Source organism: Streptomyces paradoxus, from assembly GCF_014202475.1.
Classification (GTDB): Bacteria; Actinomycetota; Actinomycetes; order Streptomycetales; family Streptomycetaceae; genus Streptomyces; species Streptomyces paradoxus.
In genome coordinates, this window is the sequence record NZ_JACHGV010000003.1 from 615,179 (window position 1) to 629,386 (window position 14,208).

The following is a 14,208-nucleotide window of genomic DNA, read 5'->3' on the forward strand; positions in this document are numbered from 1 at the left end:
GCGGCTGCCACACTCCGGGCATGAGCGATGACAGCGAGGACGTGCGTCTGCGGGATGTCGTGGAGGACGACCTGGAGTTCCTCCTGGCGTACGAGCACGACCCGGAAGCCGTTCGCCGGTCGAGGTTCACGCCTCGGCCGCGCGAGGCGTTCCTGCGGCACTGGACGACCAAGGTCCTCGGTGACGGCACCGTCTTCGTGCAGGCCGTGACCGTCGACGGTGAGGTCGCCGGCAGCGTCGTCGCCTGGTGGGAGGGGGACCGCCGCTTCCTCGGCTACTGGCTCGGACGCCCGTACTGGGGCCGCGGCATCGGCAGCCGGGCCCTCGCCCTCTTCCTGGAGCGGGAGCGGAACCGGCCCCTGCACGCGGACCCCGTCATCGACAACACCGGCTCCGTACGCCTCCTCGAGAAGCACGGCTTCCAGCGGACCGGCACCGTCCGGCACGGCGACAACGAGCACGTCATGCTCGTCCTCGCGGGAGCAGAAAGCGCGTGACGTCCCCGTCCTCCCCCTGCCACCATCCCTCCATGGCAGAGCACCCGAACCCGCACCCCGCCACCTTCGAAGACCTCCTCGCCGAAGCGGCCTCCGTCCCCACCGAGGGATGGGATTTCTCCTGGTTCGAAGGGCGGGCGACGGAAGCCCGTCCCTCCTGGGGATACGCCGTGTCGATGTCCGAGCGTCTCGGCCGGGCGAGTGCGGTGCTCGACGTGCAGACCGGGGGAGGAGAGGTGCTGGACTTCGCCCTCGCCAGGGTCGCCGCCCCGAACCCGCCCCTCCTCACCATCGCCACCGAAGGCTGGCCGCCCAACGTCGCCAAGGCCACCGCCCTGCTCCGTCCGCGCGGCGTCGCGGTCGTCGCCGCTGCCGAGGACGACCCGCTGCCCTTCGCCGACGGTGCCTTCGACCTGGTCGTCAGCCGTCATCCCGTCCGCCCGCACTGGGAGGAGATCGCCCGCGTCCTCCAGCCCGGCGGGACGTACTTCGCCCAGCACGTCGGCCCGAGCAGCGTCTTCGAACTCGTCGAGTACTTCCTCGGGCCCCAGCCGGACGCCGTGCGCGGTGCCCGTCATCCCGACCGTGAGCGTGCGGACGCCGAGGCCGCCGGGCTCGACGTCGTCGATCTGCGGGCGGAGCGGCTGCGCATGGAGTTCCATGACATCGGCGCGGTCGTGCACTTCCTGCGCAAGGTGGTCTGGATGGTCCCCGGCTTCACCGTCGAGGCGTACGAGCCGAAGCTGCGGGAGCTGCACGAGCGCATCCGCGCCGAGGGCCCCTTCGTCGCCCACAGCACCCGTCACCTCTTCGACGCGCGCAAGCCGGGCTGACCCGCCCCGGGCCCGTGCTCACGCGTGCGGGCCCACCGTCACCTCTCCCACCACCAGCTCGGGTGCCGCCTCCAGCACCTCGCCCACCCGCTCCACCTGCTCGCCCAGCTCCCGTTCCTGCCGTGCCGTCAGCGGGACGAGCGGCTCGACCGTGACGGTCGTACGACGGCCCCGGCGCCGCTGGTGCCACACCCCCGCCACGACACCGTCGACGAGCAGCACCGGGTAGTTGCCCGCCTGGCCGCCCCCGAGGGCGCGCTGGTAGGCCGTCCCGGGGAACAGCCGCTCGCGGGGCTGTCCGGCGACGACGTACGCGTCGAAGTAGGGGAGCAGGCGGACACCCCGCGCGGGGCCGTCCGGGAAGTCGGTGTCGCCCGCCACCACCCACGCCGGTGCTCCCTCGAAGCGGACCTCCTCGATACGACCCGCGGCGGCCAGTTCGCCGAACAGGGCCGTGGCCCAGCCGGGCGGCGCCGCCAGCCACCGCGCGAACTGCGCCGGGGTCGCCGGGCCGTACGCGCGCAGATAGCGGTCGACGAACGCGGGCACCGCGCCGCCCTCCCCGTGGCCCGCCTCCTGGCCCCTCCAGGCGGGGCGCGTGTACGTCGCCTTGCGGCCGCGGTCGGGGCCGAAGCACAGCGTGCCCGCCCAGCCGGCCCGGTGCATCACCTGGCGCCAGCGCGGCCACAGGTCCTGGAACGCCGGCATCACACGGTCACCGGCCCAGGGCCCCGTGCGGGCGACGACCTCCTCGGACAGCTCGTCGAGGGTCAGGAACCTGCCGTCGAGCGCTTCGCCGATCGCCGTCACGACCTGGGCGGCCTGCTCCTCGGTAAGGCGCACATCGGGAGGGAACGGACTCGGCCCGGTCGGCACCGCCGTCAATGCTGCGCAGAAGAGGGGGAGTTCACGGGCCGGGAGGAGATGGGCCGTGCCGCGCGGACCGTACGTCTTGACGAGGGACCGGTCTTCCCGGAGCGCGGACCGGACGTCCGCCCGGGTCGCGCCGTCCATCCGCATCCCCACCGACAGCTCGGCCGCGGAGAGCACCTGCGCGTGCACGCCCCGCATCGCGCCGGCCACCTCGGCGACCGGCGTGCCGGTCCCGGCCGGCCTGGCCAGGAACTGCCGCTCCGCCCGGCGCGCGCTCGCCGCGTCCCACGTGATGCTCACCATCGTCGTCATGATGCGACGCTAGACGGCAATGAGGTCAGTTCCTGTCCTCTACGCCGCCCGAGGCGTGCCGGACGTGGGTCACCCCTTTCGCTCACTGCACTTGCGCATCATCCGCCGAGGGTTTTCACATCGTTATCGCCCGCAGCTCGCCTCCGCGACGCCACTCGCGTAGATTCGACCCAGGCAATTCGCGTGAGCAAAGCTGCGCGGGCGGTACCGCGCAGTGGAGGGGGCTGCGCGGTGCCAGGCCTCTCGCCGGCCCTCGCGCGGTGGCGATGTCGAGGCGGCAAAGCGGCGAATCGGCGACGGTCCGTGGATGCCTCCGGGTCAAGCGGACGTTCGCCGCCGGGTCACCCGTCGGGGGGATGCCGGGACATGTCACCCATGCGGGCCCCAAGGTGCGGCAAATCCTCCGGATCCTGCCCCAGGGCGCCCGATTCCCCTGCGTATGCGCCATGTTTCGGCCAGAAGCGAGCCCTGAACGAGAGGCTCCGCGGTCATCGCCGCGTCGCCGGGCGGCTCCGGAGAGTAGTTGTGGCACGCCGATGCGCGCAGCATCACTTACGAAGGGTTATGGTGGAAACCCCCCCTCGGGCCGGTCCGTCTCCCCCCCACGGACCGGCCCGTTTTTCGTGGGTCCGCCGGGCGGCTCGAACCACCGGCCGGAACCATTCGTTCCGCCCCGGTTGGCGGCCCACCGGCGCAGCGGGGGTAGGCTTCGCCTCCGGGGACTGCCACACGGGCAGGGACCGCCCGCGGCCACGACCGGGCCGCACATCGCGGCCTGTCCGATCCTTACGGAGGGGCTGACGATCACGTGAACCTGCGCGACAAGCTGCGCGGCCTGCTGGTCAGGCTGTACGCACGCCGGGTGGAAGGTCACCTGGACCACGCTCAGGTGCCCAAGCACATCGGCGTCATCATGGACGGCAACCGGCGCTGGGCGAAGGCCGCCGGTTCCAGCACCGTCGACGGCCACCGGGCCGGTGCCGGGAAGATCGAGGAGTTCCTCGGCTGGTGCACCGAGACCGATGTCGAGGTCGTCACGCTCTGGCTGCTCTCCACGGACAACTTCGACCGGCCGCAGGAGGAGCTCGTCCCCCTGCTCGGCATCATCGAGGACGTCGTGCGCACCCTGGCCGCCGACGGCCGCTGGCGCGTGCACCACGTGGGCACGCCCGACCTGCTGCCCGCGGGGATGCAGACGGTCCTCAAGGAGGCCGAGGAGACCACCGCGCACGTCGACGGCATAGTGGTCAACGTCGCCATCGGGTACGGCGGCCGGCAGGAGATCGCCGACGCCGTGCGTTCGATGCTGCTCGACGCCAAGGACCGGGGCACCTCGATGGAGGAGCTCGCCGAGGCCGTCGACACCGACATGATCGGGCGTCACCTCTACACCAGCGACCAGCCCGACCCCGACCTGGTGATCCGCACCAGCGGCGAGCAGCGGCTGTCCGGATTCATGCTCTGGCAGACCGCTCACTCCGAGTACTACTTCTGTGACGTGTTCTGGCCGGCGTTCCGCAAGGTCGACTTCCTGCGCGCCATGCGCGACTACGCCATCCGGCACCGGCGCTACGGCGGCTGACGTACCGCCGCCGGGCACCGCGGACGCAGGACGTCCCACGTCACGGCACCTCCCGGTACCCCCTTGAGGACGCGCGTAACACGGAGTTCACCGGCTCGCCGTCATATGCCGTGGCATGGCGACGCTCGTTCGAGGGCATAACCCAGACAGGTCGACGCCCGAACCACGGGTGTCGTATCTCAGCGGGCGGCACGGGGCCGTCCGCCCGGGAGGCCCTTTGCACCAGCCCGATCGTGCGGTCACAGCACGGACGAAGAGGCGGAGGGCCGGTTTTCGGCCCGCGCAGGGCGGCCGACGACCGGTCCAGCTCCATACCGTCGCTCCCCGACCTCATCCGAGGGGGTACGTCCTTCCGTGGTGACCAGCACAAAGCGCCACAAGCCCGACCGGCGCACCTATGTTCTCGACACCAGCGTCCTGCTGGCCGACCCGAACGCCCTGAACCGCTTCGACGAGCACGAGGTCGTGCTCCCCATCGTCGTGGTCACGGAGCTGGAGGCCAAGCGGCACCATCCCGAACTCGGCTACTTCGCCCGGCAGGCCCTGCGCCTGCTCGACGAGTTCCGGGTCCGGCACGGTCGCCTCGACGCCCCCATCCCGATCGGGGATCTGGGCGGGACCGTCCGTGTCGAGCTCAACCACTCGGACCCCAGCGTGCTGCCCAGCGGCTACCGCCTGGGGGACAACGACTCCCGCATCCTCGCGGTCGCCCGCAACCTGCAGGCCGAGGGGTTCGACGTCACCGTCGTGTCCAAGGACCTCCCGCTCAGGATCAAGGCGTCCTCCGTCGGACTCCTCGCCGAGGAGTACCGCGCGGAGCTCGCCATCACGGACTCCTCCGGCTGGACCGGAATGTCCGAACTGACCCTGCCCGGCGAGCAGGTGGACATCCTCTTCGAGGAGGGGCACGTCTACGTCCCCGAGGCCGCCGAACTGCCGGTGCACACGGGCCTGATGATCCAGTCGGAGCGCGGCAAGGCACTCGGGCGGGTCACGCCCGAGGGCAACATCCGTGTCGTGCGCGGGGATCGTGAGGCGTTCGGCATCAAGGGCCGCAGTGCCGAGCAGCGGATCGCGCTCGACCTGCTGCTCGACCCGGACGTGGGAATCGTGTCGATGGGCGGCCGGGCCGGCACCGGCAAGTCGGCGCTGGCGCTGTGCGCGGGGTTGGAGGCGGTCCTGGAGCGCCGTCAGCACCAGAAGGTGATGGTCTTCCGTCCGCTGTACGCGGTGGGCGGGCAGGAGCTGGGCTATCTGCCGGGTTCCGAGGCCGAGAAGATGAGCCCCTGGGCGCAGGCGGTGTTCGACACGCTGTCGGCGGTCACGTCCCGCGAGGTCATCGAGGAGGTCACCGCGCGCGGGATGCTGGAGGTCCTGCCGCTCACCCACATCCGCGGCCGCTCGCTGCACGACGCGTTCGTGATCGTGGACGAGGCCCAGTCGCTGGAACGGAACGTACTTCTTACCGTTCTGTCCCGGATCGGGGCCAATTCACGGGTGGTTCTCACCCATGACGTGGCCCAGCGGGACAACCTCAGGGTCGGCCGCTACGACGGTGTCGTCGCCGTCGTGGAGAAGCTGAAGGGGCATCCGCTCTTCGCGCACGTGACCCTGACGCGGTCCGAGAGGTCCCAGATCGCGGCCCTTGTGACCGAAATGCTCGAAGACGGGCACATCTGACCGCACCGAGCCAAATAGTGGCGCTTATGCGATAGTTGGCGCCGTCCGGAAAAGGTCAAGAGCCTAGCCGGGCGGCGCCTTCGCGTGTGGCCGTTCCGTGGAATTTCCTACGTCAAACGGGATGTGAGCTTTCACACGCAACTCGGAATTGCCTTGCCCCGTCGGGTTACGGCAGAGTCTCACTCCTGTCAGGCCCCGCATACGACACACCTGTACCCCCAGCGGTACGGCACCACAAAAGCATCAGCATCAACTGCATAGCGATGTCGTATGCCGCCCGAGCAACACGCGGCGCTCCCCTCCGGGGAGTTGCCCACCGGGCCCGCGCCTCCCGTGACCCCGCAGTTGGGGAGGCCAGTGCCAGGGGCACGATTGCGTCCGCGAGGGTCACCGAAGCGGGCGATGCTGGAAGGAAACCGTGTGAGCCGGATCTCGGTCCGGGGATTCGCAGTGGCTTCGGCCACGGCGGTCACCGCTGTCGGAAGCGTCGTCGGCGTTGCCTCGGGCAGCACCGCGCAGAACAACGACGCGGAGGCGACGGCAACCGGCGCCACGCTGCTCGCGGACATCCCCGCGGGCCAGCAGGCCCAGGTACAGACCGCGTCGCTGACGCAGCAGGCCGACGCACAGGCCATTCAGGCGGACGCGAGCGCGAAGAAGGACGCCGAGGAGGCCGCCCGCAAGGCCGCCGCCGAGACGGCCATCGCGAAGAAGGAAGCCGCCGAGAAGGCGGCCAAGGAGGCCAAGGAGCGCGCGGAGGCCAAGGAAGCCGCCGCCAGCCGCTCCAAGGACATCTCCGACTTCCCCGTCGCGACTTCCTACAGCATCGCGCAGCTCCAGGCGATGGCACGGCAGATCGTGCCGGCTGGTCAGTTCCAGTGCTTCAGCAACATCGTGGACCACGAGTCCGACTGGAACTACAAGGCGGTCAACCCCTCCTCGGGGGCCTACGGCATGTTCCAGGCGCTGCCCGGTTCCAAGATGTCGTCCGTGGGCGCCGACTGGCGGACCAACCCGGCCACGCAGATCAAGTGGGGCCTGAACTACATGAACGACCGCTACGGCAGCCCCTGTGAGGCCTGGTCGTTCTGGCAGGCCAACAACTGGTACTGAGCCGGCCGGCCCACGGCCGAACCCGTCCTTCGCGCGAGCCCCGCACCGTCGTCCGGTGCGGGGCTCGCGCCATGTACGGTCGGACGGACGGCTCCCCGGGGGAGTGGTGCGCCAAGACGGGGGAAAAGGACGGATCATGTCGCGAGTGCCAGGGTGGCTCGGCCGGCTCGGTGCCGGGCTGACCGAGATCAGCGAGCGGTACAACGAACGCCGCGCCGAGGCCGAACGGGAGCAGGACGACCCCGAGCCCGGGACGCTCGCCGGTGACCAGGTGCCGCCGCCCCCGGACTACGCCCCCGATGTCGCCGCCCGCCCCGACCCCGCGCTGGCCGTGCCGTGGGGGGTGAGGGTCGCGGCCGAGGCCGGCTGGCGGCTCCTCGTCCTCGCGGGCACCCTCTGGGTGCTGATGCGGGTCATCAGCGCCGTCCAGCTCGTGGTGCTCTCGTTCGTCATCGCGCTGCTCATCACGGCGATGCTGCAGCCGACGGTGGCGCGGCTGCGGCGCCACGGTGTGCCGCGCGGGCCGGCGACCGCGCTGACGGCGATGTTCGGCTTCGTCGTCATCGGCCTCATCGGCTGGTTCGTGACCTGGCAGGTCATGGAGAACATCGACGACCTCTCGGGCCAGATCCAGGACGGCATCGACGAGTTGCGGAACTGGCTGCTGAACAGCCCCTTCCACGTCACGGACAAGCAGATCAACGAGATCGCCACGAACCTGCGCGAGGCGGTCGGGGCGAACACCGACCAGATCACCTCCGCGGGTCTGGAGGGCGTGACGGTCGTCGTCGAGGCGCTCACCGGGATCCTGCTGTCGGTCTTCTCGACGCTGTTCCTGCTCTACGACGGCAAGCGCATCTGGGAGTGGACGCTGAAGCTGGTGCCGGCGGCGGCGCGGCCCGGGGTGGCCGGGGCCGGGCCGGCGGCGTGGCGGACGCTGACGGCGTATGTGCGGGGCACGGTGATCGTGGCGCTGATCGACGCCATCTTCATCGGGCTGGGCATCTACTTCCTCGATGTGCCGATGGCCGTGCCGCTGGCGGTGTTCATCTTCCTGTTCGCGTTCATCCCGCTGGTGGGTGCGGTGGTGTCCGGGGCGCTGGCGGTGGTCGTCGCGCTGGTCACCCAGGGGGTGTTCACGGCCGTCATGACGCTGGTGGTGGTGCTGGCGGTGCAGCAGATCGAGGGCCACATCCTGCAGCCGTTCATCCTGGGGCGTGCCGTGCGGGTGCACCCGCTGGCGGTGGTGCTGTCGGTGGCGTGCGGGGGAATGGTGGCCGGGATCGGCGGTGCGGTGGTCGCCGTGCCGCTGGTGGCGGTGACGAACACGGTCGCCGGGTATCTGCGGTCGTACTCGCAGAAGTCGGCGCTCCGGCACTCGGTGCGGCCGCGCGGGGCCACGGCGGTGAGCGCGGAGCCGGCCCCGCAGACGCCCCCCGCCGCGGAGTAGGCGAGGAGCCCGGCACACCGGAAGGGCCCCGTCCACCGGTCAGGTGGACGGGGCCCTGCGCTGTGAGGCGTGCGGCCGGGGGTTACCCGGCCAGGACCGCCTCGGCGTCGAGCGTGACGCCGACCGCCTGGATCACGGAGGCGATCTTGAACGCCTCCTGGACGACCTCGCGGTCGAGACCGGCCTTGCGCAGCACCTGCTCGTGGGAGTCCAGGCACATGCCGCAGCCGTTGATGGCCGAGACGGCGAAGGACCACAGCTCGAAGTCGACCTTGTCGACGCCCGGGTTGCCGATGACGTTCATCCGCAGGCCCGCGCGCAGGGTGCCGTACTCGTGGTCCGACAGGAGGTGACGGGTGCGGTAGAAGACGTTGTTCATCGCCATCACCGCGGCGGCGGCCTTGGCGGCCGTGTACGCCTCCGGCGACAGGTTCGCCTTCGCCTCCGGCTCCAGCTCGCGCAGCACGATCGGGGAGCGCGAGGCGATCGCCGTCGCGAGGACCGTGCCCCACAGCTGCTGGGCCGGCAGGTCGGAGTTGCCGATGACCGAGCCCAGGTTGAGCTTCAGGTCCTTGGCGTAGTCCGGTATGGCGGACTTCAGGGCATCCAGCGACATGTCAGATCACTCCCCGGAGAGCAGCGCGACCGGGTCGAGGGTCTCGTCGCCCTTCGACCAGTTGCAGGGGCACAGCTCGTCCGTCTGGAGCGCGTCCAGGACCCGGAGGACCTCCTTCGGGTTACGGCCGACCGAGCCCGCGGTCACCATCGAGAACTGGATCTCGTTGTTCTGGTCCACGATGAACACGGCGCGCTTGGCGAAGCCGTCCTCGCCCTCGATGCCGAGGTCGCGCATCAGCTCGTGCTTGGAGTCGGCCATCATCGGGAACGGCAGGTCGCGCAGGTCGTCGTGGTCCTTGCGCCAGGCGTGGTGGACGAACTCGGAGTCACCGGAGAAGCCGAGGACCTGAGCGTCGCGGTCGGCGAACTCCTCGTTCAGCTTGCCGAAGGCGGCGATCTCGGTCGGGCACACGAAGGTGAAGTCCTTGGGCCACGCGAAGATGACCTTCCACTGACCCTCGTAGGTCTTGTGGTTGATCTGCTGGAACTCCTTGCCCTTCTCCAGCGAGACGCAGGCGGTCAGGTCGAACTCGGGGAACTTGTCACCGACGGTGAGCACACACTCTCCTTGCAGCGAAGAAACTCCCGGATCGCGGGGGTTTCCCATGGGTTGGACTGTGTTGATGTTGGCACAGGCTCGATTGATTACGGAAATAGCTACACTCGGTCGAGTTGATCGGAGGTAGTTATCAGTGACTGTCGGTAATAAGCGCAGGCAGCCCAGTCTCGCCCAGCTCCGTGCCTTCGCGGCGGTCGCCGAGCACCTTCATTTCCGGGACGCGGCCGCGGCGATCGGCATGAGCCAGCCCGCCCTCTCGGGCGCCGTGTCGGCCCTGGAGGAAACACTCGGAGTGACGCTCCTCGAGCGTACGACGCGCAAGGTGCTGCTCTCACCGGAGGGCGAGCGGATCGCCGTACGGGCCAAGGCGGTTCTGGGGGAGGTGGGCGCGCTCATGGAGGAGGCCGAGGCGGCCCGGGCGCCCTTCACCGGGGTGCTGCGGCTCGGGGTGATCCCGACGGTCGCGCCCTATCTGCTGCCGACGGTCCTGCGGCTCGTCCACGAGCGGTACCCGCACCTCGACCTCCAGGTGCACGAGGAGCAGACCGCCACCCTCCTCGACGGCCTGGCCGGCGGCCGGCTCGACCTCCTGCTGCTCGCCGTGCCCCTGGGCGTACCGGGCGTCACCGAACTGCCGCTGTTCGACGAGGACTTCGTACTCGTCACCCCGCTCGACCACTGGCTCGGCGGCCGGGAGGGCATCCCGCGTCAGGCGCTGCGCGAGCTGAACCTGCTCCTGCTGGACGAGGGCCACTGCCTGCGCGACCAGGCCCTCGACATCTGCCGGGAGGCCGGCCGCGACGACGTGCCGGTCACCACGACCGCCGCCGGGCTGTCCACGCTGGTCCAGCTCGTCGCGGGCGGGCTCGGCGTCACCCTGCTGCCGCGCACCGCCCTCAAGGTCGAGACCTCCCGCAGCAACCAGCTCCTCACCGGGTACTTCGCCGACCCGGCCCCCACCCGCCGGATCGCGCTGGCGATGCGTGCGGGGGCCGCGCGCGGCGGGGAGTACGAGGAGCTGGCGGCCGCCCTGCGCCAGGCGCTGCGGCCGCTGCCCGTACGGGTCGTCGACCGCGACGCCTGACGCCCCGTACGAGCACCTACTCGGTCCGCAGTCCGTCCGGCCGCATCAGTTTCAGCAGCGGCGGCAGGCTCAGCAGCGTCACCACGAGGACGATGCCCGCGCCGATGCCGGTCATCGACAGCACGCTCGGCCAGTCCACCCGGACCGACGTGTTGGTCATCCGCAGCAGGACCGCGCCCAGGGCCATGCCCACCGTCGCGGCGAGCAGCAGGCCGAGACCGATCGGGATCGCCGTCTGCCACAGCACCGACAGGCCCAGGGTGCGGCGCCTGGTGCCGAAGGCGACCAGGGACGACAGCAGCTTGCGGCGTTCGCGCAACTGCTCCAGCTGCGAGACCAGCAGGCTCGCCCCGATCAGGGCCAGCACACACGCGGCTCCGACGGACAGGCCGGTGCGGATGGCGGCGTAGCGGTCGTTGCTCTCGATGCTGTGCCAGGTCATCGGCTGGGACGTCGGGTCGAGCCGCGCGGCCGTGTTGCGCACGTGGTCGTAGGCGTCCGGCACCGAGGGGTCCACGCTCAGGAAGAGCCGCGTGGAGATGAGCGCTGCGAGCTTCTCGGGCAGCGCGCCGGGGGTGATCAGGATGCCGCCGCGCATGTACCCGGTGGGGTCCTCGCGGGACTCGGCCTCCCGGATGTCCCGCGGTACCGTCCAGGAGACCGCGCGGTCGCCGGAGTCGTCCGACGCGGCCCACAGGGTGGTGCCGGGCTTGGCCAGGCGCTCGCTGTCGCTGTCGTACTCCGAGCCCTTCGCCACGAAGATGTCACCGTCGCGGCAGGAGGGGAACGTGGCCACCTCGCGCAGCGAAGCGCAGTCGGCCACGGTGATCTGGATGATGGACCCCGCCTCGCCGCGCCGGTCGCCCAGATGCATGTCCGACAGGACGGTCACCTTGCGCATGCCCTCGGTGTCGCGGTACTTCGCGACGGTGGCCGCGGTGTCGCTGCCGTCCGGCACGTCCACGCTCATCTGGGCCCGGGAGATGTCGTACTGCGACGCCCTGGTGTAGTTGCCCTCCACTCCGGCGAACAGCATCTGCAGCGCGATCGCCCCGGCCACCGCCACGGCGATGCCGTTGACCATGCGAGCTGCCACACCGCTGCTCAACTGGAGCCTGCGCACGGCCAGTTGCCAGGCGACCCCGCCCGAGCCGAGCCGGGCGACGACCGTCTCCACGACCCAGGGCAGCAACGCCGTGACACCGATCAGGAGCAGCATCACGCCGCCGACGACCAGGTACTGGTTGAAGTTCCCGCCGTCGTCGCCCTGCCCGATCATCGGGTAGAGCAGCGCCAGTCCGCCCAGCGGCAGCAGCAGCCGCCACCACAGCCTGCGCCGCGTGGGCCTGGCCGTGCGCACCACGCCGAGGGGCTCGATGACCACGCCCCGCAGGGCGAGGATGGTCACCAGGACCGCGGCCGCCGGCACCGCCAGTGCGACCAGCACGGCCAGCAGGGGGGAGGGGTTCAGGTAGCTCGGGAACACGCTGACGCGGAACACCTCGACGGACGCCGCCAGTTGCCGGCCGAGCAGGAAGAACACGGTGCCGAGGACGAGTCCGAGCACGGAACCGGCGAGTGCCTCCCCGGCGGCGATCCGCCGGGTCATCCGGCTGTCGGAGCCGACCAGCCGCAGCGCCGCGAGCCTGCGGTCGCGCCGCTCGCCGCCGAATCGCACGGCCGCGGCGATGAACACGGCGACCGGCATCAGCAGCACCACGAAGACGACCAGGACCAGCAGGAGCAGCACCGGGTCCCACGGGTCGGACGACCCCAGGTCCGGGTTGCCGAAGCTGTCGATCCGGGCTCCGCTGGCGGAGCCCTTCAGCCGTTCCGCGAGCCCTGTGCCGCCCGCGAAGTAGGCGAGTTCCTGCGAGCCGACCAGCCCCTGCTCGCCGATCGTTCCCGTGATCCGGTAGTCCAAGCGCTCCCGCAGCAGCTTGCCGTCGCCGGAGGCGAGCAGCTCCTTCAGCGCGGGGGAGACGACCATCTCGCCGTCCGCGGGGAACGCCGACACCCCCGGGGGCAGCGGAGCCTTCGGACCTTCGGCCTCCAGCATGCGCCCGCGCACGTCCTGGTCCCGGAAAATGGTGTCCGAGTCCACGACGATCAGGGTGTTGTCGGCCTTCGGTATCTCCTGCTGGCCGAAGGTGTGGTCGCTGCGTGCCTCCTCGCGCCGGTCCCGTTCCGCCAGCGCGCCCGGGATGGCGGTGGTGAGCAGCAGCAGCGCCACTCCGAGCCCGACGCCGACGGCCGTGAGCAGCGCCCGGGTCCACCCCTCGCGTCCGCCGGCGAGGGCGAACCGGGCCCCCATGCCCAGGTCCCGGCTCCACTGCCTGACGCTCATACGACGCGCTCCATGTCACGGGACTTGCCGTCCCGGACGACGATCTCGCGGTCGGAGTACGCGGCCACCCGTGCCTCGTGGGTGACGAGCACCACGGCCGTGTTGGCCGACCGGGCGGCGTCCGTGAGCAGCTCCATCACGCGCTCGCCGTTGAACGAGTCGAGCGCGCCGGTCGGCTCGTCGGCGAAGACCACCCGCGGGTTCGTCACCAGCGAGCGGGCGACGGCGACCCGCTGCCCCTGACCGCCGGAGACCTCGCCCGGCCGCTTCTTGCGGAGGTCGTCGACCTCCAGCCGTTCCATCCACGCCAGCGCGGTCCGCTCGGCCTCCTTGCGGGAGGAGCCGTTCAGCCGCAGCGGCAGCGCGACGTTCTCCACGCAGGTGAGTTCCGGTACGAGCTGCCCGAACTGGAACACGAACCCGAACTCCGAGCGCCGCAGCGCACTGCGCTCGGCGTCGCTCATCGCGGTCACCTCGCGCCCGTTGTACGTGATCGAGCCCGAGTCGGGCATGACGATCCCGGCCAGGCAGTGCAGCAGGGTCGACTTGCCCGACCCGGACGGGCCCATCACGGCGACGACCTCGCCCGGGTGGATGGAGAACCCGGCGCCGTCGAGCGCGGTCGTCGGCCCGTACACCTTGCGCAGGTCCTGGGCGGTGAGGAGCGAACCAGCGGGAATCGTCACCGGGTCACCGCCTCACGGAGCTTGTCCAGACGGGCCGCGGCCAGCTCCAGCCAGCGCAGGTCCGCCTCCAGGTGGAACAGCGCGTGGTCGCAGATGAGCTGGTCGGCCAGATCGCCCTTGCGCTTGCGGTCGGTCAGGATCCGCATGCTGCGCAGGTGCTCCGAGCGCTGGGTGTCGAGGATGTCACCGGCGTCGCGGTGGGTGAGCAGCGCGAGGACGACCTTCGTGTAGAGGGTCGACTGGAGGTACGGCTCCGGCTTCTCGGGCGTGGCGAGCCAGCGCGCGACGTCCGTGACCCCGGCCTCGGTGATCGCGTACCGCTTGCGCTCGGGCCCGCCGCCCGCCTCGATGCCGTCGACCTCGACGAGCCCGTTCTTCAGCAGGCGGGACATCGTCGAGTAGACCTGGCCGTAGTGGAGCGGCCGGTCGTGACCGAACTTCTCGTCGAAGGCCCGTTTCAGGTCGTAACCGTGACGCGGGCCGGACTCCAGGAGTCCCAGGAGAGTGTGACCGATGGACATGGTCAGGACTGTACACGGGGTGTATACGCGGCATGTATACGCCGAGTGTGCAG

Annotated in this window: 13 protein-coding genes; 7 read left to right on the forward strand and 6 right to left on the reverse strand. The window is 70.7% G+C overall.

Annotated features, from left to right (window positions below; translation table 11 throughout):
- The first annotated feature begins 20 nt into the window (after positions 1–20).
- Both HNR57_RS12560 and HNR57_RS12565 read left to right on the forward strand, forming a co-directional pair.
- The gene (locus HNR57_RS12560) at positions 21–497 is read left to right on the forward strand and encodes a GNAT family N-acetyltransferase (RefSeq protein WP_184559811.1); all 477 of its coding nucleotides are present in this window, start codon (positions 21–23) and stop codon (positions 495–497) included.
- 32 nt (positions 498–529) lie between these two features.
- Positions 530–1,330, forward strand: coding sequence for a class I SAM-dependent methyltransferase (locus HNR57_RS12565; protein ID WP_184559813.1), 801 nt, complete (start codon positions 530–532; stop codon positions 1,328–1,330).
- A gap of 18 nt (positions 1,331–1,348) precedes the next feature.
- Here the strand turns inward: HNR57_RS12565 and HNR57_RS12570 are convergent, their stop codons facing one another.
- Complete coding sequence (locus tag HNR57_RS12570; protein ID WP_184559815.1) at positions 1,349–2,515, reverse strand: winged helix DNA-binding domain-containing protein; 1,167 nt, start codon at positions 2,513–2,515, stop codon at positions 1,349–1,351.
- Positions 2,516–3,323: 808 nt separating this feature from the next.
- On the opposite strand from HNR57_RS12570, the gene HNR57_RS12575 reads away from it, so the two are divergent.
- From HNR57_RS12575 to HNR57_RS12590, 4 genes are all read left to right on the forward strand, one after another.
- Positions 3,324–4,097, forward strand: coding sequence for an isoprenyl transferase (locus tag HNR57_RS12575; RefSeq protein WP_184559817.1), 774 nt, complete (start codon positions 3,324–3,326; stop codon positions 4,095–4,097).
- A gap of 354 nt (positions 4,098–4,451) precedes the next feature.
- Complete coding sequence (gene phoH2, locus HNR57_RS12580) at positions 4,452–5,777, forward strand: RNA 5'-3' helicase PhoH2 (RefSeq protein ID WP_062928844.1); 1,326 nt, start codon at positions 4,452–4,454, stop codon at positions 5,775–5,777.
- A 420-nt stretch (positions 5,778–6,197) separates the two neighbouring features.
- Positions 6,198–6,890 (forward strand): aggregation-promoting factor C-terminal-like domain-containing protein, encoded by a 693-nt coding sequence (locus HNR57_RS12585; protein WP_446696900.1) that lies wholly within the window; start codon positions 6,198–6,200, stop codon positions 6,888–6,890.
- 136 nt (positions 6,891–7,026) lie between these two features.
- A complete protein-coding gene (locus HNR57_RS12590) occupies positions 7,027–8,340 on the forward strand; it encodes an AI-2E family transporter (RefSeq protein ID WP_184559821.1) in 1,314 nt (437 codons plus the stop codon).
- A gap of 82 nt (positions 8,341–8,422) precedes the next feature.
- Here the strand turns inward: HNR57_RS12590 and HNR57_RS12595 are convergent, their stop codons facing one another.
- Together HNR57_RS12595 and HNR57_RS12600 are read right to left on the reverse strand one after the other, a co-directional pair.
- The gene (locus tag HNR57_RS12595; RefSeq protein WP_184559823.1) at positions 8,423–8,956 is read right to left on the reverse strand and encodes an alkyl hydroperoxide reductase; all 534 of its coding nucleotides are present in this window, start codon (positions 8,954–8,956) and stop codon (positions 8,423–8,425) included.
- Between the two features lie 6 nt (positions 8,957–8,962).
- Positions 8,963–9,517: a peroxiredoxin gene (locus HNR57_RS12600; protein ID WP_031132607.1), complete on the reverse strand. Its 555-nt coding sequence runs from the start codon at positions 9,515–9,517 to the stop codon at positions 8,963–8,965.
- Positions 9,518–9,650: 133 nt separating this feature from the next.
- Here HNR57_RS12600 and HNR57_RS12605 point away from each other — a divergent pair, with 133 nt between their 5' ends.
- Complete coding sequence (locus tag HNR57_RS12605) at positions 9,651–10,601, forward strand: LysR substrate-binding domain-containing protein (protein ID WP_184559826.1); 951 nt, start codon at positions 9,651–9,653, stop codon at positions 10,599–10,601.
- A 16-nt stretch (positions 10,602–10,617) separates the two neighbouring features.
- Here the strand turns inward: HNR57_RS12605 and HNR57_RS12610 are convergent, their stop codons facing one another.
- The 3 genes from HNR57_RS12610 to HNR57_RS12620 are packed head-to-tail and all read right to left on the reverse strand — an operon-like array spanning position 10,618 to position 14,155.
- Entirely contained in the window at positions 10,618–12,948 is a 2,331-nt protein-coding gene (locus HNR57_RS12610) for an ABC transporter permease (protein WP_184559828.1), read from the reverse strand.
- Entirely contained in the window at positions 12,945–13,634 is a 690-nt protein-coding gene (locus tag HNR57_RS12615) for an ABC transporter ATP-binding protein (RefSeq protein ID WP_107455658.1), read from the reverse strand. The genes HNR57_RS12610 and HNR57_RS12615 overlap by 4 nt, the downstream gene beginning before the upstream one ends.
- Positions 13,631–14,155, reverse strand: coding sequence for a PadR family transcriptional regulator (locus tag HNR57_RS12620; protein WP_184559830.1), 525 nt, complete (start codon positions 14,153–14,155; stop codon positions 13,631–13,633). The genes HNR57_RS12615 and HNR57_RS12620 overlap by 4 nt, the downstream gene beginning before the upstream one ends.
- Between the last annotated feature and the right edge of the window lie 53 nt (positions 14,156–14,208).

Excerpts from the sequence above, each read along its gene's own strand:
- HNR57_RS12565 (WP_184559813.1), top strand. The coding sequence starts at position 530 with ATGGCAGAGCACCCGAACCCGCACCCCGCCACCTTCGAAGACCTCCTC.
- HNR57_RS12590 (WP_184559821.1), top strand. The coding sequence starts at position 7,027 with ATGTCGCGAGTGCCAGGGTGGCTCGGCCGGCTCGGTGCCGGGCTGACC.
- HNR57_RS12610 (WP_184559828.1), bottom strand. The coding sequence starts at position 12,948 with ATGAGCGTCAGGCAGTGGAGCCGGGACCTGGGCATGGGGGCCCGGTTC.
- HNR57_RS12595 (WP_184559823.1), bottom strand. The coding sequence starts at position 8,956 with ATGTCGCTGGATGCCCTGAAGTCCGCCATACCGGACTACGCCAAGGAC.
- HNR57_RS12560 (WP_184559811.1), top strand. The coding sequence starts at position 21 with ATGAGCGATGACAGCGAGGACGTGCGTCTGCGGGATGTCGTGGAGGAC.
- HNR57_RS12620 (WP_184559830.1), bottom strand. The coding sequence starts at position 14,155 with ATGTCCATCGGTCACACTCTCCTGGGACTCCTGGAGTCCGGCCCGCGT.
- HNR57_RS12570 (WP_184559815.1), bottom strand. The coding sequence starts at position 2,515 with ATGACGACGATGGTGAGCATCACGTGGGACGCGGCGAGCGCGCGCCGG.